Origin of the sequence: Kitasatospora sp. NPDC086791 (assembly GCF_040685975.1) — a bacterium.
Classification (GTDB): Bacteria; Actinomycetota; Actinomycetes; order Streptomycetales; family Streptomycetaceae; genus Kitasatospora.
In genome coordinates, this window is the sequence record NZ_JBFBOC010000013.1 from 12,535 (window position 1) to 33,432 (window position 20,898).

The 20,898-nt window shown below is 74.7% G+C and carries 19 protein-coding genes; 3 read left to right on the top strand and 16 right to left on the bottom strand.

Annotated elements, in window-relative coordinates; genetic code table 11:
* Nucleotides 1-55: 55 nt before the first annotated feature.
* From AB0Q99_RS19185 to AB0Q99_RS19200, 4 genes are all read right to left on the bottom strand, one after another.
* Nucleotides 56-430 carry a DUF1304 family protein gene (locus tag AB0Q99_RS19185; protein ID WP_363573272.1) on the bottom strand — a complete coding sequence of 125 codons (375 nt, stop codon included), beginning with the start codon at nucleotides 428-430 and terminating at the stop codon, nucleotides 56-58.
* The gene (locus tag AB0Q99_RS19190) at nucleotides 418-1,572 is read right to left on the bottom strand and encodes a serine/threonine-protein kinase (protein WP_363573274.1); all 1,155 of its coding nucleotides are present in this window, start codon (nucleotides 1,570-1,572) and stop codon (nucleotides 418-420) included. Before AB0Q99_RS19190 ends, AB0Q99_RS19185 begins: the two co-directional genes overlap by 13 nt.
* Entirely contained in the window at nucleotides 1,569-2,285 is a 717-nt protein-coding gene (locus AB0Q99_RS19195; RefSeq protein WP_363573276.1) for a hypothetical protein, read from the bottom strand. The genes AB0Q99_RS19190 and AB0Q99_RS19195 overlap by 4 nt, the downstream gene beginning before the upstream one ends.
* Nucleotides 2,286-2,471: 186 nt before the next feature.
* On the bottom strand, nucleotides 2,472-4,862 hold the full coding sequence (locus AB0Q99_RS19200; protein ID WP_363573278.1) for an ATP-binding cassette domain-containing protein: 2,391 nt from the start codon (nucleotides 4,860-4,862) through the stop codon (nucleotides 2,472-2,474).
* Nucleotides 4,863-5,032: 170 nt separating this feature from the next.
* Between AB0Q99_RS19200 and AB0Q99_RS19205 the strand changes: the two genes are divergently transcribed.
* The gene (locus tag AB0Q99_RS19205) at nucleotides 5,033-6,382 is read left to right on the top strand and encodes an acyltransferase (RefSeq protein WP_363573280.1); all 1,350 of its coding nucleotides are present in this window, start codon (nucleotides 5,033-5,035) and stop codon (nucleotides 6,380-6,382) included.
* A gap of 3 nt (nucleotides 6,383-6,385) precedes the next feature.
* Here the strand turns inward: AB0Q99_RS19205 and AB0Q99_RS19210 are convergent, their stop codons facing one another.
* The 12 genes from AB0Q99_RS19210 to AB0Q99_RS19265 all read right to left on the bottom strand — a co-directional run bounded on the left by AB0Q99_RS19210 (nucleotide 6,386) and on the right by AB0Q99_RS19265 (nucleotide 18,659).
* Complete coding sequence (locus AB0Q99_RS19210) at nucleotides 6,386-7,174, bottom strand: DUF3050 domain-containing protein (protein WP_363573282.1); 789 nt, start codon at nucleotides 7,172-7,174, stop codon at nucleotides 6,386-6,388.
* Between the two features lie 119 nt (nucleotides 7,175-7,293).
* Nucleotides 7,294-8,262 (bottom strand): transketolase C-terminal domain-containing protein, encoded by a 969-nt coding sequence (locus AB0Q99_RS19215; RefSeq protein WP_363573283.1) that lies wholly within the window; start codon nucleotides 8,260-8,262, stop codon nucleotides 7,294-7,296.
* Nucleotides 8,259-9,368: a thiamine pyrophosphate-dependent dehydrogenase E1 component subunit alpha gene (locus tag AB0Q99_RS19220; RefSeq protein WP_363573285.1), complete on the bottom strand. Its 1,110-nt coding sequence runs from the start codon at nucleotides 9,366-9,368 to the stop codon at nucleotides 8,259-8,261. Before AB0Q99_RS19220 ends, AB0Q99_RS19215 begins: the two co-directional genes overlap by 4 nt.
* On the bottom strand, nucleotides 9,365-10,279 hold the full coding sequence (locus AB0Q99_RS19225; RefSeq protein WP_363573287.1) for a phytanoyl-CoA dioxygenase family protein: 915 nt from the start codon (nucleotides 10,277-10,279) through the stop codon (nucleotides 9,365-9,367). The genes AB0Q99_RS19220 and AB0Q99_RS19225 overlap by 4 nt, the downstream gene beginning before the upstream one ends.
* A gap of 32 nt (nucleotides 10,280-10,311) precedes the next feature.
* On the bottom strand, nucleotides 10,312-11,298 hold the full coding sequence (hppD, locus tag AB0Q99_RS19230; RefSeq protein ID WP_363573289.1) for a 4-hydroxyphenylpyruvate dioxygenase: 987 nt from the start codon (nucleotides 11,296-11,298) through the stop codon (nucleotides 10,312-10,314).
* A gap of 99 nt (nucleotides 11,299-11,397) precedes the next feature.
* The gene (locus AB0Q99_RS19235) at nucleotides 11,398-12,696 is read right to left on the bottom strand and encodes a beta-ketoacyl-[acyl-carrier-protein] synthase family protein (protein WP_363573291.1); all 1,299 of its coding nucleotides are present in this window, start codon (nucleotides 12,694-12,696) and stop codon (nucleotides 11,398-11,400) included.
* On the bottom strand, nucleotides 12,693-14,309 hold the full coding sequence (locus tag AB0Q99_RS19240; protein ID WP_363573293.1) for a class I adenylate-forming enzyme family protein: 1,617 nt from the start codon (nucleotides 14,307-14,309) through the stop codon (nucleotides 12,693-12,695). Before AB0Q99_RS19240 ends, AB0Q99_RS19235 begins: the two co-directional genes overlap by 4 nt.
* A gap of 317 nt (nucleotides 14,310-14,626) precedes the next feature.
* Nucleotides 14,627-15,154, bottom strand: coding sequence for a hypothetical protein (locus tag AB0Q99_RS19245; protein WP_363573295.1), 528 nt, complete (start codon nucleotides 15,152-15,154; stop codon nucleotides 14,627-14,629).
* A gap of 13 nt (nucleotides 15,155-15,167) precedes the next feature.
* Nucleotides 15,168-16,406: a beta-ketoacyl synthase N-terminal-like domain-containing protein gene (locus AB0Q99_RS19250; protein ID WP_363573297.1), complete on the bottom strand. Its 1,239-nt coding sequence runs from the start codon at nucleotides 16,404-16,406 to the stop codon at nucleotides 15,168-15,170.
* Between the two features lie 122 nt (nucleotides 16,407-16,528).
* Nucleotides 16,529-16,813 carry an acyl carrier protein gene (locus AB0Q99_RS19255; protein ID WP_363573299.1) on the bottom strand — a complete coding sequence of 95 codons (285 nt, stop codon included), beginning with the start codon at nucleotides 16,811-16,813 and terminating at the stop codon, nucleotides 16,529-16,531.
* Nucleotides 16,810-17,094, bottom strand: a complete 285-nt coding sequence (locus tag AB0Q99_RS19260; protein WP_363573301.1) for a phosphopantetheine-binding protein — start codon at nucleotides 17,092-17,094, stop codon at nucleotides 16,810-16,812. The genes AB0Q99_RS19255 and AB0Q99_RS19260 overlap by 4 nt, the downstream gene beginning before the upstream one ends.
* 107 nt (nucleotides 17,095-17,201) lie before the next feature.
* Entirely contained in the window at nucleotides 17,202-18,659 is a 1,458-nt protein-coding gene (locus AB0Q99_RS19265; protein WP_363573303.1) for an AMP-binding protein, read from the bottom strand.
* 182 nt (nucleotides 18,660-18,841) lie between these two features.
* Between AB0Q99_RS19265 and AB0Q99_RS19270 the strand changes: the two genes are divergently transcribed.
* Both AB0Q99_RS19270 and AB0Q99_RS19275 read left to right on the top strand, forming a co-directional pair.
* Nucleotides 18,842-19,936 carry an alpha-hydroxy acid oxidase gene (locus AB0Q99_RS19270; RefSeq protein ID WP_363573304.1) on the top strand — a complete coding sequence of 365 codons (1,095 nt, stop codon included), beginning with the start codon at nucleotides 18,842-18,844 and terminating at the stop codon, nucleotides 19,934-19,936.
* Nucleotides 19,937-19,981: 45 nt separating this feature from the next.
* Nucleotides 19,982-20,818, top strand: coding sequence for a methyltransferase domain-containing protein (locus AB0Q99_RS19275; protein WP_363573306.1), 837 nt, complete (start codon nucleotides 19,982-19,984; stop codon nucleotides 20,816-20,818).
* The last annotated feature ends 80 nt before the right edge of the window (nucleotides 20,819-20,898 follow it).

Sequence of the window (20,898 nt, forward strand, 5' to 3'; positions counted from 1 at the left end):
GCGGAGTAGGCGGATTTTTGCCATGCCAAGGGGCGGTAAAACCTGTGACTGGACGTCAAAAAGCCTCGGTCACAAGGATGACGGCCGCCGGGGCCGCTTGGGCGAGCGCACCGTGCCACAGTTTGGGCTCCGAGACGAACAGGGTGATCCCGCCCGCGACCATGAACGCGGCGATGTAGAGGATCACCGCCCGGCCCGGGCCGCTGTGCCCGGAGTGCAGGAGGACCAGGCCGGTGACCAGGCCGAGGGCCAGGAACAGGTTGTAGAAGCCCACGTTGAAGCGCCACAGCCGGACCTCCGGGGCGTCCGCCGTGTTGCCGGTGAGCAGGTAACGCACCCGGGGGTGCCCGTACAGGAAGCTCTCCAGCGGCCACGCGACGAGGTGGATCGCGGCGGCGACCATGGCGAAGACCTGGCTCACGGCGTCCATGGCGGGCGGCTCCCTCCCGACGTCGGGGGCGACGATGACGGCGACTGCGGCGACTGCGGCGACTGCGGCGACTGCGGCGACTCCGGCGGCGATGACGACGGTGGCGGTGACGACGCGGACGACGGTGACGCAGGTGCGGACGGCGGGCGGAGCACCGGCGCGGCCCAGGCGGGCGGCTCCGGTGCCGCGCGCGGCCCGCCCTTCGAGGCAGCCGGGACGACCCGGGTGGGCGGCCCGCCCCCGCCCCACCAGCCCGGGGCCGCGGCTGCGGGCGCGGTGCGCAGCTCGGCGACGAACTGCCGACAGCTCTCGAACCGCTCCTCCGGCGTCTTGGCGAGCGACCGGGCGACCGCCGCCACCACGGCGGCCGGCAGGTCGGGCCGCTGCTCGTCCAGTGCGGGCGGCGGGTCGTTGAGGTGGGCCCAGAGCAGCGCGAGGTCGCTCTCCCGGCGGAACGGCGGGGTGCCCGCGAGCATCTCGAAGACCACACAGCCGAGGCTGTACTGGTCGCAGCGGCCGTCCAGCGGCTTGCCGGAGATCTGTTCGGGTGCCGCGTAGTCCAGCGTTCCGACGATCTGGCCGACGCTGGTCAGCCCGCTGAGCGAGAGGGACTTCTTGGTGAGCCCGAAGTCCGCCAGGTACAGGTGCTCGGGGTGTTCGCTGTCCGTTCCGGCGGCGACCAGCACGTTGCCCGGCTTGACGTCCCGGTGCACCAGGTCGTGTTCGTGCGCGGCGTCCAGCGCGGAGGCGATCTGCAGGGCCAGCCGGGTGGCCCGGTCGACCGGGAGGGGGCCGCTGCGGTTGATCAGGGCCCGCAGGTCGCCGCCCCCGACGTAGCGCATCGCGATGAACAGGATGCCCTCGTGCTCGCCCGCCTGGAAGACCGGGATGATGTGCGGGTGGTCGATCGCGGCGGCGGCCTCGGACTCGTGGATGAAGCGCCGCCGGAACACCTCGTTGCGGGCCAGTTCGGGGGCCAGCAGCTTGACCGCGACGGTCCGGCCGAGCCGCAGGTCCTTGGCCCGGTAGACCACGGCCATGCCGCCGCGGCCGATCTCGCTCTCCAGCCGGTAGCCCGCGACCTTCCGCCCGACCAGGCCGGCGGGCAGGCTCGGGGCGGACAGCCGGTCGGCGGAGGTCACGGCTCACCCGCTTGGGTGGGGGCGTACGGGCCGCGTGCGGGCGCCGGCGCGGGCGCGGGCGTGGGAGCCGCAGTGGGAGCCGACGTCGGTGCCGCAGTGGGGGAGGACGTCGGGGAGGGTGCCGGTGCCGGTGCCGGTGCCGGGGTCGGGGTCGGGGTCGGGGTCGGCGTCGGGGAAGGCGTCGCGGACGGCGTCGGAGTCGGGGCGGGCCTCGGCGAGGAGGCCGGCGGGGTCCGGTCGGTGGCCGCGTACGTCTGGAGCTGCAGCCCGTCGCAGTAGCACCAGCGGTCGTGCACGGGGTCGAACACCCAGAGCGCCTCGCCGTCCACCACCAGGCCCACCCGCAGGCCGCGTGAGCGCTCCCGGAAGGCCTCCAGGTCGAGGATGCCGACCGCGAGGTCCTCCAGCAGGGCGCGGTAGCGGGCCAGCGCGGTCTCCGCGTCGGCGAGCGCCGGGCGGGGGTCGGCGGTCCGGGCGGGCGGACCCCCGGCCGCGGGCGGCGGCTCCGGCAGGGAGACCAGCAGACGGCCGTCGACCCAGGCCGTCCAGCCGTTGGAGCAGAGGACCTGCGCCCAGTCGCCCTGGCGGCCGAGCAACTGCAGCGGGAGCAGCGCGTCGAGCCGGGCGGTGGGCCGGGCCGGATCCGGGGCGGCCCAGGAAGCCAGACCGTCCGGTGGGACGACGTGGGTGGGGTGGAACGCGAACTCGTCCATGGGCGGCTACTTTTCCTCCGCCGCGCGACCCCCGCCGCGCGCGGCACGATTCGCACCACAGGGCTGTTTCCACTCTACCGGCGGCGGCCCGGACCGACCCGTCGCGCACGGCGTACGGGCGTACGGGCACACGGCGTACGGGCGCACGGCGACCGTGCACGACGCACGGGCACTACGTGCTGCTTGCTACTTGCGCATGATCGAGGGCTCGTGCCGCCGCAGCAGGGCGAGCACCGCCAGCCCGTACGCGACCGAGAGGCCGATCATCGAGGCCATGCCGACCAGCCAGCCGGTCCGGTCGTGGCGGAACAACGGGTCCGCGGTGATCGGGGACGGCACGGTGATCCCGTTCAGGTCGACCGTCCGGGCCATGGACGACAGGCCCCACCGGGCCGGGAACAGCCAGGCGAACTGCTCCAGGCCGGGCACCCCGTACAGCTTGAGCATCAGACCGCTGAGCACGATCTGCACGATGGCGAGGAGGACCAGCAGCGGCATCGTGGTCTCCTCCTTGTCGACGAACGCGGAGACCACCAGGCCGAGCATCATCGCCGTGAACGCGAGCATCGCGACCGCGATGATCAGTTCGGGCAGCTGGGGCATCAGCACGCCGGTCGTCACCGGTGGCGGGGCGTTCGGGCGCGGCCGTCCGGAGAGCGTGACCCCGGCCAGGCCGACCACGGTCAGCACCGCGGCCTGCGCCACCGTGACCGTCCCGAGCACCACCACCTTGGAGACCAGGTACGCCGATCTGGAGAGCCCGACCACGCGTTCCCGCCGGTAGATCGCGCGTTCCTTGACCACCTCGCGCACCGAGTTGGCCGAGCCGGTGAGCACGCCGCCGAGGCAGAGCGTGAGCAGGCAGTTGATGGCGTTCTCGTCGGTGAGGCGGGAGCCGGCCATCACCCGGCACATCAGGCCGATGACGAACGGCAGCACGGTCATGACGGTGAGGAAGAGCCGGTCGGCCGCGAGCACCGCGGCGTACCGGCGCACCAGGGTGCTCAGCTGGGAGAGCCAGCTCTGCGGCTTCTCGTGGCCGATGGTCGGCGCGGTCGCCGCGGGTTCGTGCAGCGGGTGCGCCGCTTCGGCCGTCACGTACCGCTGGTGCTGCGGCGAGGCGAGGAAGCGGTCCCGGCTGACGCCTCCGGTGTCGCTCTCGAACGCCTCGAAGGCCTCCGGCCACTCCTCCTGGCCGAAGTAGCCGAGCGCTTCGCCCGGCGGTCCGTAGTACGCCGTCCGGCCGCCCGGGGCGAGGACCAGCAGGCGGTCGCAGACGTTCAGGCTGAGCACGCTGTGCGTCACGACGACCACCGTGCGGCCGTCGTCGGCCAGCCCGCGCAGCATCCGCATCACCGAGCGCTCCATGCCCGGGTCCAGGCCGGAGGTCGGCTCGTCGAGGAAGAGCAGGGAGGGCTTGGTGAGCAGCTCCAGGGCGACGCTGACCCGCTTGCGCTGGCCGCCGGACAGGCTGGCGATCACCTGGTCGGCCCGGTTGTCCAGCCCCAGTTCGTGGATCACCTCCAGGACCCGGGCCTCCCGCTCCTGCGGGTCGGTGTCGCCGGGGAAGCGCAGCTCGGCGGCGTAGGACAGCGCGCGGCGGACGGTGAGCTGGGTGTGCAGGATGTCGTCCTGCGGGACCAGGCCGATCCTCCGGCGCAGCTCGGCGTAGTCGCGGTAGAGGTCGCGCCCGTCGTACAGCACGGTGCCCTGGTCGGCGGGGCGCAGCCCGGTGAGCGCGTTGAGCAGGGTGGACTTGCCCGCTCCGCTCGGGCCGGCCACCGCGAGCAGGGTCTTCTCGGGGAGCGGGAAGCTGACGTCGTCCAGCAGGACCCGCTGCTCCGGGCCGACCCGGACGACCAGGTGCCGGACGTCCAGCGAGATCTCGCCGGTGTCGGTGTACTCGACCAGCCGGCCGTCCACCAGGCACAGCGCGGAGTGGCCGATGCCGACGATGTCCGCCGGGCCGACCGGGGCGCGCCGGACCGGACGGCCGTTGAGGTAGGTGCCGTTGTGACTGTTCAGGTCGACGATCTCGTGACCGCCGTCCGGCAGCTCGCGCAGCTCGGCGTGGTGCCGGGAGACCACCAGGTCGTCCAGGACCATCTCGTTGTCCGGCGCGCGGCCGATCCGCACGGTGTGGCCGGGCAGCCGCAGGACCGCGCTCGGGCTGCGGAAGACGCCGGAGGACTGCGGGGCGAGCAGGACGGTCCGCGCGCCCGGGCCGGCGTCGGGACCACGGCCCGGCTCGGCGCCGGGGATCCCGGCGAAGGTCGCGGCCGGGCCGTCGACCGGATCGCCGAAGCGCAGTCGGGTGCCCGGGCCGATGTCCTCGCGGCTGACCCGGTGGCCCTCGTCGTAGGTGCCGTTGGTGCTGCCGACGTCCTCCACCAGCCAGTGGCCGTCGGTGGCGCGCACGATCGCGTGGTGCCAGGACACCCGGGGGTCGTCCAGCACGATCTCGCTGGTCGGGTCACGGCCGAGGTGATAGGCCCGGGCCGGGTCGATCAGCTGGGAGTCGGTCGCGGTGGCCAGGACGAGGGGTGGCGCAGTGAGTGCGCCGGGGCGCTCTCCCATGCTGCGCATTCTATCGCCGACGGATGCCGGCGGCCTTTCCGGACTACGACATCGACTGCAACATTGGACTGGACCATTGCCCGGACCCGGCACTATCGTTCGGCATGCCCGCGCGGGTCGCCGAGCGCCGGGTGTCGCCGAGTGTCATCGAGTGCTTCGGAACGGAACCCATGAGCATCTGGCCCGAGTTGCGCCGATCCCGGACCGTCCGAGCCGGGGCCGCCACCGGGCGGGTGCTGCGCTGCGGCCTGATGGACACCATGCTCGCCGACCTCGCCGTCTCGGTCGTGCTCTGCTTCGAGCAGCCGCTGGACGACGACCGGCTCGCGGCCGGCCTGGCCCGCGCCCTGGAGCGGGTCCCGGTCTTCGCCGGGCGGCTGCGCACCGTCGACGGCGTCCTGGAGGCGGTCTGCGACGACTCCGGCGTGCCGTTCGACGTCTACACCGTGGACGGCACGCTCGCCGAGGCGATGGGCCGGGTGACGGCGGCCGGCTCCGAACTCGTCGACCGGGTGGACGCCCCGGGCGCGCGGTCCGGCGGCGCACCGCTGTTCACCGTCCGGGTCACCCGCACCGCCGACGGCGGGACGGTGCTCGGCCTCTCCTGGCACCACGCGATCGGCGACCTGAACAGCTTCATGCTGCTGCTGCGGAGCTGGTCGGCGGCGGTCGAGGGCGAGCGGCTCCCGGAGGCCGAACTCGTGGACGACCAGGACCTGTTGCTGGACGGGGTGCTGCCGGCCGAGGACTGCGGGCGGCCCGGCTTCCGGCTGCCCCCGCCGGCGGAGGCGGAGCTGCTGGCCCGCGAGGTGGCCGCCGGCCCGCGGGCCAACCGGACCGTCCAGATCGCCTTCACGGAGGCCGAAGTGGCCCGGATGCGCGAGGAGTTCGGGGCGGCGGCCGGGCGTCGGCTCTCCTCCGGGGACGTGCTCTGCGCCCATCTGCTCGACACACTGCGGGCACTGGACGGCGACGACGCCGAGCGGATGCTGACCGTCCCGGTCAACGCGCGCCGCTGGCTGGGCCTTTCGCCCGCCCTGATCGGCAACCTGCTGAGCGAGGTGCACGTGCCGCACCGGCCCAAGGACGGGCCGGCGGCGCTGGCGGGCGCGCTGCGGGCCGCGGTCGAGGAGTTCCCGACCGCGCACCTCAACCTCCGGGCCAACCTGGGGTTCCTGGCCGCGCTCGGCCGCTCGCGGCTGCGCGAGTGCGTGCCGCTGGGCTTCGACCCGCAGGCGCGCCGGTTCAGCTTCTCCAACTGGAGCGGCTTCGGCGCGTACCTGGTCAGCTTCCAGGGGCACCGGCCGGTGTTCTTCAGCCCGACGGCCAACTACCCCTTGCCGTGGGTGTGCTGGACGGTCGAGGGATTCCGCGGTGAGGGCTGGCTGGCCACCGTGGTGCTGCCGGCCCGGCTCGCCGCCCGGGCCCGCGGGGCGGAGGGCCGGGCGGCGCTGCACCGGTACCGGGCGGCGGCCGACGAGCCACCCGCGTCGGCCGCCGTGCTGCCGAAGGTGCTCTGACCGCTACGCGAAGGAGCCCTCGATCGCGGTCCACAGCCGCGAGCGGGCCTGCAGCGCGGTGCGGACGGTCTCGGCGCAGGAGTCCCACTTGGCCTGGTCGTCGCCGCACAGGTCGATCAGCATCTGCATCGCCATCGGGGTGTGCTGCTCGCCGTCGACCTCGATGTGCCGGGCCAGGTAGTCCTTGAACACCGTGAGCACGCCGTCCGGGTCGTCGATCGCGATCACCTGGGCGAACATGTCGGGGATCAGGTCCTCGCGACCGAAGGCGAAGGCGGCGGCCCGGCAGTGCACCGGGGCGTTCTCGATGATGGACCAGGTCGTCCCGGTGAAGTCCACGGCGGCCTGGGGGACTTCGGCCGTCTTCAGCGCCTCCGGAACGGCCGTGCCGGTGCCCAGCAGCGCCAGGAACTCCTCCACCGGGCGGGCGTCGGCGCCGGCCTGGCGCATGCCCTCCAGGTACAGCTCGAAGTGGCTGGTGTAGCCCTCGCCGAGCTCGTCGCTCTCCTCGACCAGCACGATCTCGTTGATCAGCCGGCGGCTGGCCGTCGGGCCGTTCGGGACCCACGGCACCTCGACGCAGGTCAGGTCGCGCTGCAGGCTCTTCAGCAGCGACATGAAGTCCCAGACGGCGAAGACGTGGCTGTTCAGGAAGGTGCGGACGCGCTCGATGCTGCTGAGCCGGTGGTAGACGGAATGGCCGACCACCTCGCGGCGCAGCGGGTCGATGGCCTGCTGCAGGCTGGTCAGTCCGGGGTGCGAGCGGTCCCAGTGGTAGCGGTTGGCGGACATGCGGGCTCCTTGTCGGTCAGGGGTGCTTCACGAGGTCTGTTCACGAGGTGTGTTCAGGACGCCTGTTCACGAGCCGCCGGGCACGGGGATGTCGGTCCGGGGGCCGGCGAACGGGTGGGTCACGGCTGCTTCATGACGGCGTACAGCGCGTTCCGCAGCTGTTCGCGGCTCGGCTGCACGGCCCGGTCGAGGGCCGGGGCGAAGGGCAGGACGGCGCCGTCGGGCCGGGTGATCCGGCGCGGTGGGGCGACCAGGCGCAGCTCCTCGGCGGCGGTGGCCAGCACCTCGGCGCCGAAGCCGCAGCTGCGGTTGGAGTCGTCGATCACGACCAGCCGGCCGGTGCGGTCCAGCGAGTCGGCGAGCGCGTCCCAGTCGAAGGGGTGGACGGTGCGCGGGTCGAACACCTCCACCGAGACGTCCGGGGCGACCTCCTCGGCCACCGCGAGCGCGTCGTGCACCAGGTGGCCCACGGCGACCACGGTGACGTCGGTGCCCGGGCGGTGGATCCGGGCCCGGCCGAGCGGCACCGGCTCCAGCTCCCAGGTGACGGTCTCGCGCACCGGCAGGGCGGCGGCGGGCGCGAACACCACGACCGGGTCCGGGTCCCGGATCGCCGAGCGCAGCAGCCCGTAGGCGTCCGTCGGGGTGGCGGGCACCACGGTCTTCAGCCCGGCGTGGGCGAACAGGCTGTAGGGGTGGTCGGAGTGCTGCCCGGCCCAGCCGTCCCGGGAACCCGACCCCGGCACCAGGCAGGTCAGCGGCACGGCCGCCTGGCCGCCGGTCATCAGCGAGAACTTGTGTGCCTGGTTGACGAGTTGCTCGAACACCAGGAACAGCAGCGAGGGGATCTGGAACTCCAGCACCGGGCGCCGGCCGGCCAGCGCGGCGCCGACCGCCATCGCGGTGAAGGCCTGTTCGGACAGCGGGGTGTCGACGATCCGTGCCGGCCCGAACCGGTCCAGCAGGCCCAGCGTGGGACCGGCCAGACCGGCGCCGATGTCCTCGCCGAAGACGCAGACCGCCGGGTCGGCGGCGAGTTCGTCGGCCAGCGCCCGGTTGAGCGCCTTGGTGTACGAGAGCCTGGTCACGGTGTCACTCCCGCCCGGGGCCGCAGCCCGTCGGCGTACAGGTGGTCCAACGCGCCCGCCGGGTCGGGGTGTTCGGAGGCGAGCGCGAACTCCTCGGCGGCGGCGAGCTGTTCGGCCACCGACCGGTCCAGGTCGGCGACCGTCGCGGGGGCGAGCAGGGCGGCGGCCCGGGGGAGCGGATCGCGTTCGCGCCAGGCCTCGACCTCCTCGGGGGCGCGGTAGCGCAGCTTCATCCGGCGCTCCATGGTGTGGTGGCCCTCGTAGCGGTAGGTGCGGCACTCCAGGAAGCCGGGACCGCCGTCGCCGCGCGCCCGGTCGACGGCCCGCAGGGCGGCCGCGCGGACGGCCTCGGTGTCCATGCCGTCCACCTCCTCGGCGGGGATGCCGAAGCCGGCCGCCCGTCCGGTGGCGCTGCCCGCCACGGCGGTGGCGGCGGGCAGGGTGGTGGCGTAGCCGTTGTTCTCGCAGACGAACAGCACCGGGAGGCGCCACATCGCGGCCAGGTTGAAGGACTCCAGCAGCACGCCCTGGTTGAGCGCGCCGTCGCCGAAGAAGGCCACCGCCACCGGGGTCCGCCCGGTCGGTTCGTGGGCGGCCCGTGCCTGCCGGGCCGCCCAGGCGGCGCCGACCGCGATCGGGGCGCCGGCGCCGACGATGCCGTTGGCGCCGAGGATGCCGAGCGAGAGGTCGGCGGCGTGCATGGAGCCGCCCCGGCCGCCGTTCGAACCGCCGACGCGTCCGAGGAGTTCGGCGAGCAGCCGGTGCGGCGCGGTGCCCCGGGCGAGCACGTGGCCGTGGCCGCGGTGGGTGCTGGTGAGCCGGTCGGCCGGGCCCAGCGCCGAGCAGACGCCGACCGCGACGGCCTCCTGCCCGATGTACGGGTGGATCCCGCCGGGGATCGCGCCGGACTTCACCAGGCCGAGCGCCAGCTCCTCGAAGCCGCGGACCAGCCGCAGCATCCGGTAGCGCTCGGCGGCCGTGCCCAGCTCGGCCGGGCGGCCCGGCCGGTCCGTCGGCGCGGCACCCGGCTCGTCCGCCGCCGTGGTGGGGAGGCCCGACCGGTCCGCCGCCGCGGGCTCGTCCGCCGTCGTCGGCGCAGCCGTCACGGCCGTCCCCGCCAGACCGTCGGGCAGAACTCCGGGTCCGCGTAGTCCGGCCGGCCGTCGGCGGTGCGGCGCACCAGCACGTCGTGGTTGTACACCACCGGGCTGCCGTCCGCCTTGTCGTGCCGCTGGTACTCGTTGGCGCCGTCCTGCAGGTGCAGCGAGACGGCGCGGCGCGGGTAGGAGGCCAGGTTGGGGCCGCTGCCGTGGTAGGTGCGGCAGTGGTGGAAGGACATGTGGCCGCGCGGGATCCGCATCGGGACCTTGGTCACCCGTGCCCCGTTGTGGGCGGCGTTGGCGGCCAGGATGTCCTCCAGCTCGGAGCCGTCGCGGTCGGCGAAGTGCCGGGTGGAGTCCTCGCCGGAGGGTAGTTCCTGCCAGCGGTGGCTGCCGTCGACCATGGTGATGGTGCCGTTCTCCTCCCGGCAGTCGTGGAACGGGATGAACGCGGTGAGCATCTCCGGCGAGGTGCAGGTCTGCCAGTAGTGCTTGTCGAAGTGCCACGGCACCCGGTTGCTGGGCTCCTCCGGCACCGGCGGCTTGTAGATCAGGGTGGCCTGGAAGATCCGGATCTCCTCGGCCCCGGCGAGCAGCGCGGCCACCGCGCCGACCAGCGGCTTGCGCAGGATCGCGCCGATCGCGTCGCTCTCGTGGTGGACGTAGTCGTTGTGCCGCTGGATCGGCCCGTCCGAGGGCTGCCAGGAGGCCAACCGGGGCGGCCGGACGGGCAGTTCGCGGTCGCGGTGGCCGGAGTAGTACAGCTCGGTGGCGGCCTGCAGGGTGTCCAGCTCCTCGTCGCTGAACAGCCGGCGGGACAGGTACCAGCCGTGCTCGCGGTAGTGGGCCACCTCGTCGGGGGTGGGCAGCAGCTCGTGCTCGGCCTCGGTGAGCCGGAACTCGGCGGTCGTGGTCATGGTGTGGGCCTCCTTCGGAGGTGCGGGGGTGGTCAGACGGAGGCGGCGGAGCTGTTCCGTTCGATGGCCTCGTACAGGGCCTTGATGTTCGCGGTGCCGAAGGTGCCCGCGCCCTGGCGCTCGATCAGCTCCAGGAAGTAGGTGCGCCGGGGGTGGGTCGAGCGGGCGAAGATCTGGAACAGCTGTCCGCCGTGGTCCTGGTCGACCAGGACGTGCAGGTCGCGCAGGGTCTCCACCGGGATGGCCGTCGTGCCGAAGCGCTCGGCCAGGGCGTCGAAGTAGGCGCCCGGGGTGGTCAGGAACTCCACGCCGCGCGCGCGGATGGTGCGGACGGCGCTGGTGATGTCGTGGGTGCTGAAGGCGAGGTGCTGCACACCGGCGCCGCCGTGGGCGGCGAGGAAGTCGTCGATCTGGCCGGGGCGGCGGCTGGTGTCGGGCTCGATCAGGGTGAAGGTGACCGCGCCGGAGGGGCTCTGCACCACCTTGGAGTCCATGGCCTGCTCGCCGACCTCGATGTACTCCTCGAAGATCGTCCGGAAGCCCAGCGCGGCCTCGCAGAACCGTACGGATTCCACCAGTTGACCGGCCGGGAGGCAGATCGCGACGTGGTCGAGCTCGTCCAGCAGGCGGGGCGCCGGGGTCGGTTCGGCGGTCGGCAGCGGGACGAAGCGCAGCGCGGTGTCGCCGAAGCCGGCGATCAGGGCGCCGGCCCGGTCCAGCACCCGGGCGCCGTGCCGCTCGGCGCGCCGCAGCGCGGCCTGCGGGTCGGGGCAGCCCAGGGCGAGCACGGCGACGCCGTCCCCGTGCCGGGCGACGAAGTCGGCGACCGGGTGCCCGGGGTCGGCGGCGGAGGTCAGGTGCAGCCGGATGGTGCCCTGGCGCAGTTCGATGGTGCGGGTGCCGTCCGGTGCGGTCGCCGGGGCGTCGGCGGTGAAGCCGTAGTCGGCACGGAGCCCGGCCGCGGTCTTGTCGGCGTCGGCACAGTGGAACTCGACGTGGGCGATGGTCTGGATGGACATCGGGATCTCCCCCCGGAGGGATGGCGGGTCGTGGACCGGCGCGCTGCCGGCCGATCGGGTACTGGGCGCTCCCGATGGCTGTCGGGAGGCTCCCGACGGCTATCGGGAGGCCCGGGTGGCGGTCGGGCCGAGGATGAGGCTGAGGTTGTGGCCGCCGAAGGCGAAGGCGTTGCTCAGCGCGGCGCGCACCGGGACGGTCCGGGCGGCGCCCCGGACGTGGTCCAGGTCGCAGGCCGGGTCGGGGTCGGTCAGGTTGAGCGTGGGCGGCAGCGTTCCCCGCGCCACCGCCAGGGCGGTGACCGCCGCCTCCAACGCGCCCGCGGCGCCGAGGAGGTGGCCGGTCGCGCCCTTGGTGGAGCTGACCGCGGGCGGGTGCGCCCCGAAGACGGCGTGCAGGGCGGCGGTCTCGGCCACGTCGCCGAGCTTGGTGCCGGTGCCGTGGGCGTTCACGTAGTCGATGTCGCCCGGGACCAGGCCCGCGTTGGCGAGCGCGGCGCGCATCGCGTCGGCGGCGCCGGTGCCGTCGGGCCGGGGCATGGTCGGGTGGTGGGCGTCGGTGGAGGCGCCCCAGCCGAGCACCTCCGCGTAGCCGGCGGCGCCGCGCGCTCCGGCGTGTTCGGCGCTCTCCAGGACGAGGACGGCGCTGCCCTCGCCGAGCACGAAGCCGTTGCGGCGGCGGTCGAAGGGCCGACTGGCCAGCGCCGGGTCCTCCCAACCCTGGGCCAGGGCGCGGGCGTTGGTGAAGGCTGCGGCGATCGTCGGGTGCAGCGAGGACTCGGTGCCGCCGCACACCACCACGTCGGCGTCGCCGGCGCGGATCAGCCGCAGCCCCTCGGCGATCGCCTGGGCGCCGGCCGCGCAGGCCGTCACGACGGCGGAACTGTACCCCCGGATGCCGTGCTTGATGGCGACCCTGGCGGCGGCCATGTTGGAGAGCATGCCCGGCAGCAGGTACGGGCTGACGCCCGGGCGGCCGCGCTCCAGCCGGCGGTGCGACTGCTGCTCGAAGGTCTCCAGTCCGCCGCCGCCCGTCGCCAGGACCACGGCGGTGCGGTGCGGGTCGGCGTCCCGGCCGACCACCAGGCCGGCGTCGGCCAGCGCGTCGTCGGCGGCGGCCAGGCCGAGCAGCACGAAGCGGTCCACGCAGCGGGTCTCGGTGGGCGGCAGCACCTCCCGGCCGTCCACGGCGGGGGCGATCCCGGCGGCGGGCAGCCAGCCGTGCGCGGAGTGGTCCTCGGGGACGGCGCGGACGCCGGAGCACCCGGCGGTCAGCGCCTCGAACACCTCGGCGGGCTTGCGGCCGAGCGGGGAGACCAGGCCGATGCCGGTGACGACGGCTCCGCGGCGGGCGCTCCGCCCGGCGGTCGGTTCGGCGGCTCGCTCGGACGGCTCGCTCACGCGCCCACCGCCGCGAGGTGGCGCTCGCGCAGCAGGACCTTGCGGACCTTGCCGGTCGGGCCGAGCGGGATGTCGTCCGGGGAGACCACCAGCACCCGGCGGACGGTCGCGGCGGCGGCCTCGTCCAGCGCGGCGACGACCGCCCCGGTCCGGTCCGCGGCCCGGTCGGCGCCCTCGGTGAGGAGCAGCAGGACGTCGGTGACCACCCGCTCGCCGTCCCGGACCGCCACCACCGTGCAGTCCAGCACGTCGGGGCAGGCGGCCAGCACCCGCTCCTCCGACATCGCGGTGAACAGCCTTCCGCCGTCGCCGAGTTCGACCGAGTCGACGGCCCGGTCGACGTGGTAGTAGTAGCCCTCCTCGTCCCGGTACATCAGGTCCCCGGTGAGGAAGCGGCCGCGGATCCTGGTCCGGAAGGTGGTGGCCGAGTCGTTCCAGTAGCCGAGTGCCAGGGTCGGTGAGGCGGTGGCGAGTTCGCCGACCTCGCCGGGGCCGAGCGGCTCGCCGTCCGGGCCGACCACCGCGCAGTCGACGAAGGCGTGCGGGCGGCCGACGCAGCGTCCGTAGCGCTCGGTGCCCGGGCCGTGGGTGATGAAGAAGTGCGAGTGGCCCATCTCGGTGGAGCCGAGGCCGTCCACGAACTGGGAGCCGGGCGTGCGGGAGCGGCCGGCCCGGGTGACGGTCTCCCGGCTGCCGGTGGCGATCAGCCGGCGGATGTGCACCTCGTGGGCGCAGTCGCCGGTGTTCCACCAGAGCGCGACGGAGGTCAGGTCCCGGGTGCCGAGGTCGTGGCGGGCCAGGTCGGCCCAGGTGGCGGCGAAGCCGACCACGCCGGTGGGCCGCCACTGCTCGATCGCCTGGAGCACGCCGTCGCCGGACTGCCGGGACAGGAGGGCGAGCCGGGTGTGCGAGCTGAGCGCGAGGTTGAGCGCGATCAGGGTCGCGGCGTGCGGGGCGGGCAGGGCGCTGAGCATCCGGTCCTGGCCCTGCGGGCGGGGCAGCCGCAGCCGGTGGCGGATCGCCGCGTACAGGCTCGCGTGCGAGTGGACGACGGCCTTGGGCATGCCGGTGGTGCCGGAGGAGTGGGTGATCGCCACCGGGTCGCCGGACCAGTGCCGGTACGGCGCCGGGGCGGCGTCCGGGTCGCCCGCGCCGAGGGTGCCGATCTCGGGGAGCAGCGGCGCGCCGGGGTCGTGGCCGGCCAGCGCGGCCCGGTGGGCCGGGTCGGCGAGGACGCCGGCCGCGCCGAGGCGGGCGATGTAGCGGGCGGCGCGTTCGCCGTCGAGGTTGGGGTTGAGCAGGGCGGGGATGGCGCCGAGCCGGGCCAGGGCGAGGAAGGCCAGCACGTGGTCGGCCGCGTCGTCGGCGTAGACCACGACCGGGTCGCGCCGGGTGATGCCGAGCGCGTGCAGGGCGGCGGCGCGGGCCCGGACGGCGCGGTCGAGCTCGCGCAGGGTGAGCGCCTGCCAGGCGGGGTGGTCGTCCACCGGGGTGTCGAAGGTGAGCAGCGGCTCGTCGACGTCCAGCCCGAGCGCGATCCGGGCGGTCAGGACGTTGCCGGCGCCGACGTCGGGGTCGTCCGCGAGCAGGGTGCGGAGACTGCGGATGGTCACGGGGGTGGATCCCTCCCTCGGGGCCGGTGGACGGCCCGGGCGGCTGATCGGGTGGCGGGGTCGGTCGCGCGGGCGGCGGACGACCGGGGCGGCGGGGGCCGCGCGGGCGGTGAGGCGGGGGTGGTGCGGCAGTGGCGAGGGGGTGGTGCGGTGGTGAGGCGGTGTCGGGCGGGGCGGCTGGTGTGCCGGGTACGGCTGCGTCAGGCGCCGGGCCTCGGTGGTGGATACGGCCGGGGGTGATCGGCGGGTTCAGGTCGGTGCCGTCGGGGTCCGGGCGGCGGGGCCCCGGGGTGTGGTGGTTCCGGGGCAGGGGAGCGTCAGGGTGCGGGGACGGTGAGCAGCACGGCGGCGGCGTGGTCCCCGTCGGGTGTCTGCTCGGCGGCGATGAGCAGCACCCGGTCGGCGTCGCCGTCGGCGAGCAGCAGCGCGGCGAGCTCGTACGCCTCCGCCGGGACACGGCCGGGTTCGGCCTCGTCCGGGCAGATCGCCACGATCGGGCCGGTCAGGCCCCAGCGGGCGGCGATGTGTCCGAGGACGGCGTTGGGGTTGGACTGGAAGAACAGCAGCGGGCCGGTCCGTCGTCCGGGTTCGGCGCTCTGCTCGATGGCCCGCGCGGTGGCGAGGTCGCCGCTCGCGCTGGCCAGCAGCAGGGCGGTCCGCCCGGGGGCGGGCGGCGCGCCGTGGTGCTCGCGCAGGCAGCGGTCGGCGGTGTCGGCGACCAGCGGGTTGAAACCGGAGGCGGCGAAGCCGGGCAGGGGTGGCGGCGGCCCGTCCAGGCCGGGCGCGGGGCGGCGGGCCTCGGCGAGGACCCGCAGGCGGTGGGTGTCGTCGGCAGGGGTGGTCATCGTGGTGTCGGTGTCATCCAGGGGCCAGCAGCAGCGCCGTGTTGGCGCCGCCGAAGGCGGAGTTGAGGCTGAGCGCGTAGGCGGGGCGGGCGGCGCGCGGGCCGTCCAGGACGAGGTCCAGGCCGACGTCCGGGTCCGGGCCGAGCCAGCCGGCGTTGACCGGGAGCAGTCCGGTGTCCAACGCGCCGATGGTGACGGCCAGTTCGAGCAGGGCGGAGGCCTCCAGGGCGTGCCCGTGGACGGATTTGCTGGAGCTGACCGGCAGGTGGTCGGTGTGCGGGCCGAACACCCGCCGCAGGGCGCGGGCCTCGGCCTGGTCGGCCAGGCCGGAGCCGGTGCCGTTGGCGTTGACGTAGCCGACCTCGGCCGGTGCGACGCCCGCGCGGGCGAGTGCGGCCTCGACCGCCCGGGCCACTCCGGTGCCGTCCGGCTCGGGGCGGCAGACGTGGTGGGCGTCCCCGGTGCGGCCCCAGCCGGCCAGCCGGGCGAGCGCGGACGCACCGCGTCGTTCGGCGGCCGGGGCGGCCTCGACCACGACGGCGGCGGCCGCGTCGCCGAGCAGGGTGCCGGTCCGTCCGGCGCTGAACGGGCGCAGCTCGCCGTCGCGGGCCAGCGCGCGCCCGGCGTCGAAGACGGCGAACACGCCCGGTCCGACCAGGTGGACGGCGGCGACCAGGACGCGTTCGTGCCGCCCGGTGGCCACCAGGACGGCGGCGTCGGCGACGGCGGTCGCGGCGGCCACGCAGGCACCGGTGTAGACCCGGGTGACGCCCGGGGCTCCCCAGTCCGCGCGGACCCCGGCGGCCACCGCGTCGGCGGTGGCACGGGTCCGCTCGTCGCTGTGCAGCGCGAGCAGGACGGGCAGCGCGGCGCCCTCGGCGGCGGTCAGCCCGGCCTGCCGGCAGGCCTGGCCGATGGCGTCGAGCACCGCCGCGGCCGGCGGGACGGTGCCGGTCGAAGACGTGCTGTCGGTCGAAGACGTGGTGCCGGTCGAAGACGTGGTGCCGGTCGACGGCGCAGCGCCGGTCGACGCCGTGGTGCCGGGGACAGGAAGGTCGAGAACCAGGGCGTCGGGCCGTACGGGATCCGGCAGCAGGTGCCCGGGCAGCAGGGCGGCCCGGGTGGTGCGGCGGCCGCTGACGTCGAAGCGGGTGACCGGGCCGAACGCCGCCTTGCCGTGCGCGGCGGCCGAGGTCAGCTCGGCGAGCCCGCGACCGGCGGCGCTGAGCACGCCGACGCCGGTCACCACCACCCGCGCCCGCCCCGGCTGCCCGGTCGGTCCGGTCGGTCCGGTCGGTCCGGTCGGTCCGGTCGGTCCGGGAGGTTCGGGAGGTTCGGTCGGTCCGGGAGGTTCGGCACCCGTGGCGATGCCGCTCACGGCTGTGCGCCCGCGCGCTCGGCCGGGTCGGCCCGCTCGGCCAGGACGGCGTCGCGCAGCAGTCCGGTGGCGTCGTCGACCGTCCGCACCGCGCCGAAGCGCTCGTCGTCCAGGTCCAGCTGCAGGCCGTACCGTTGCTCGAACTCGGCGATGAGCCAGGTGAGTTCGAGCGAGCCGAGCTCCTCGGGCACGGTGTCGGCGGCGCGCTGCCCGAACGCCGCCAGCATCGTCAGCACCTCGGCCCGGTCCGGGAGGCGGTCGGGACGCGGGGAGCCGGTCATGCGGCGCTGCCGGAGGTGGCGGACGTCGCGGCGAGGGCGTCGATCCGGCGGGCGACGTCGGCGGTGAACTCGTCCAGCGTCATCAGCGCGGTGCTCTCCATCTCGTCCAGGTCGAACTTGATCCCGAACTCGTCCTCGACCTGCACCGACAGGTCGGCCAGCGCGAGCGATTCGAGGTCCAGCCCGGCCGGGCCGAGGTCGGTGTCCCCGGTGACCTCCGAGACGTCGTACTGCATCTCGGTCAGGGCGGCGAGGACGAAGGCGCGGATGCGGTCCTGCATGGTGGTGGGCTCCTTGTCGGGGTGGTGGTGCGAGCGGAGTCGGGCCGCGGTGCGGCCGGGGTGGGGCCGTCGAGCGTGCGGAACCGGGCCGCGGGTGTGCGTGCGGGTCAGTGCGCGGCCACCGAGGAGGTCGCGGCGGAGGTCGCGGCGGCGTCGCGCAGGGCGGCCGGGTCGCGCAGCAGCTTTCCGGTGGCGGTGCGGGGGAGTACGGGGAGCAGGGCGAGCCGGCGCGGCCGCTTGTAGGCGGCCAGGCGGCGGGCCAGCCCGGTCTGGAGCAGGGTGAGGTCGGCGTCGACTTCGGTGGCGAGGTAGGCCTCGATGGCGCCGCCGTCGAAGACGACCACGGCCTCGCGGACCTCGGGCAGTGCGGTGAGGGTCTGTTCGACCTCGGTGAGGTCGACCTTCAGACCGCCGATCGACACCTGGGAGTCCAGTCGGCCGAGTACGGTGACCAGGCCCCCGGCCTCGTCCAGTTCGGCCGCGTCCCGGGTGTGCAGCCAGCCGTCCGACCAGCGGGTCGGGTCGTCCAGCCCGGGGTACGGCGAGGCCGCCGCGCCGAGCTGCAACTCGCCCTTCATCAGGCGCATCCGCATCCCGTGGACGGGACGCTTGGCCGGGTGGAGGGTGCCGTCGAGGTCGGTGGCGATGACCCCGGTCTCGGTCATGCCGTACATGGTGCCGAGCGGGACGCCGTAGCGCCCGGTGAACAGCGCGGGCAGGCCCGGGCGGACCAGTTCGCCCGCGACGACCATCCGTCGCAGCATCGGCAGCGGCGGGGGAGCGGCCGTCCCCGCCAGCAGTTCGGCGTGGAAGGGCACCCCGATGACCGTGGTCGGCCGGTCGGAGCCGGCGACCGCGGCGAGGATGCCCGCGGCCGTCATCCGCTCCGGCACGGTGAGCGCGGCACGGGCGTACAGGCCGTTGAGCAGCCCGCCGACCAGGCCGAGCACGTGCACCACCGAGGAGAGCAGGACGATCCGCTCGCCCTCGCCGGGGAACTCCACCAGTTTTCGGTAGCAGTCGAGTTCGCGCAGCAGGTCGGTGGCGGTCCGGGCGATGACCTTGGCCGGTCCGGTCGATCCGGAGCTGAGCTGGATCAACGCGTGCCCGGTGCGGGCCGGTCGTCCGTCCGGCAGCGGGACGGCCACCGGATCCACCTCGGAGAAGCCGCGCAGTGCCGCCGCCGGCCGGTGGGCGGAGCCTACCAGCACCTGCGGGGCCAGCCGCGCGACCGCCGCGTCGACCTCGTGGTCGGTCAACCGGTGGTCGAGCAGGGCGACTTGGGCGCCCAGCCGCCAGCATGCCAGCAGCACCGCGACGAACGCCACCGAAGGCGGCAGCCGCAGCGCGGCCGTGCCACCGGGGCCCAGCCCGGCGGCCGCCAGCCGGACGGACTGCTCGTCCACCAGGGCGCGCAGGGCGTCCCGGTCGAGCGGCGCGCCGAGGCGCAGGCACTCCTCGTCGCCGGGACCGGCCAGCAGCAGCCGGTCGACCCAGTCCTCCGGGGCGTCGGAGTGCGGTGGAACGGAAGGCGGAAGTGAAGAGGGGGAAAAGCCGGTCAACACGGCTCCATACGAGCGAGGGGGATTTGACATGAACGCTATCCACAGCCAAAACGGTCAATTCCGTTGCCAGACCATGGCACAGACGTTTGGTCAAATCAAGGTCTATACCAATGTGCCCGTTGCTCCTACGCTGCCGAACCGGGACTGGTCCGCGCGTGGCCGTCCTGGAACGAGGAATGCCCGTGGGAGCTCTCACGCTGGCCGGGATCGAGCGCGCGGCGCGCGCACAACTTTCTCCGGAAATCTGGGATTTCATCGAAGGCGGCAGCGGCGCGGAACGCACCCTGGCGGCCAACCGGGAGATGTTCGGACACTATGCGCTGCGCCCGCGCACCCTGGTCGACGTCTCCGCCTGCGACCCGGCACTGACCCTGCTCGGCGCACCGCTCGGCCTCCCGCTCGGCATCGCCCCGATGGCCTACCACCGCCTGGTCGACCCGCAGGGCGAGACTGCCACCGCGCGCGCCGCCGGCCGGGCCGGCGCCCTGCTGGTCGCCGCGATGTTCGCCAGCCGCACCCTGGAGGAGATCGCCGAGGCAGCCACCGGCCCGCTCTGGCTCCAGCTGTACTGGCTGCGCGAACGCGCCGCCCTCGCCGCCCTGGTGGAGCGCGCCGAGGCAGCCGGCTTCCACGCGCTGGTGCTGACCGTGGACGCCCCGAGGATCGGCCGCCGGCTGCGCGACCTGCGCAACGGCTTCGCCATCCCGCCCGCCGTCCGCGCGGTCAACCTGGACGCGGCGCTGATGTCCGCCAGCCACCGGGCGGCGGGCGGCAGTTCGGGCATCGCCGAGCACGCCCGGGAGCAGTTCGACCCCACCCTGAGCTGGGCCGATCTCGTCTGGCTGCGCGAGCGCACCCGGCTGCCGCTGGTCCTCAAGGGCATCCTCACCGCCGAGGACGCCCGGCTGGCCGTCGAGCACGGCGCCGACGCCGTTCTGGTCTCCAACCACGGCGGACGCCAACTCGACGGGGCGGTCCCGGCCCTGGCCGCGCTGCCCGAGGTGGTCGAGGCCGTCCCCGCCGACCTGCCGGTGCTGCTCGACGGCGGCGTGCGCACCGGCGCGGACATCGCCGTCGCGCTCGCGCTCGGCGCCCGCGCCGTCCTGGTCGGCCGCCCGGCGTTCTGGGGCCTCGCCACCGAGGGCGAAACCGGGGTGCACCGGGTGCTCGACCTGCTGCGCGAGGAACTGGAGCACACCATGGCCCTGTTGGGCCGCCCCCGGCTCGCCGACCTGGACCGCACGGTGCTCGCGCCCTGGCCGTACGCGGCCGGCTGAACCGCCCGACAGCCGCGCCCCGTAGTTTCGAGAAAGAGACCCGACATGACCGACCAACCCGCACGATCCCCCGAACGACCCCCCGGCCGGAACCCTGACCGGTTCCCCGGCTGGGATTGGGACGATCCGGACGGACTGGCCACCCGACTGGACGACTTCAGCGCGCAGGTCGCCACCTGTGCCACGCTCGAAGCGCACCCCGGCGGGCTGCCGCGCGACCACGCGGGCTTCCGCGAACTCGGCCTCACCGGAATCGAGTTCGCCGCCTTCCGGACCGCCCACCCGGAGGGCCTGGGCACCGACCTCACCGCCCTGCGCGGTCCCGGCACCGAGCCGGGCACGGCCACCACCACCGTCACCGAGCCGGGCACCCTCTACCGGGTCGACGGCGACCGCTGGTTCACCCAGCTCGACATCGCCGAGCCGCTGCCCTTCGCCGACGCCAGCGTCGACTGGGTGTACGCCGAGCACCTCATCGAGCACGTCACCATGCCCGTCGCGGTCGGCTGGCTGCGCGAGGCCCGCCGGGTGCTGCGCCCCGGCGGCGTCCTGCGGCTGACCACCCCCGACCTGGCCCGCTACCTGGTCGGCTACGCCACCGGTGACGGCTTCCTCGCCAAGCACCGGCGCCGCCTGACCACCCTCGGCTTCGGCCCGCCGATGCCCACCCGCCCGGCCTTCCTGGTCAACCAGATCTTCCGCCACTACGGCCACCAGTGGATCTACGACCTGGACGAGCTGCGGCACGTCCTCACCCTGGCCGGCTTCGCCCCCGAACAGATCCGCCACTGCGCCTACCGCGAGGGCCTCCGTCCGGACGTCGCCGACCTCGACACGGCCTTCCGCACCGACGAGACCGTCTACGTCGAGGCCGACCGCTGACCCCCCGGGCTGACCGCTGAACCCCCGGGCTGACCGCTGAACCCCGGGCCGACCGCTGACCCCCGGGCCACCCAGGCCAC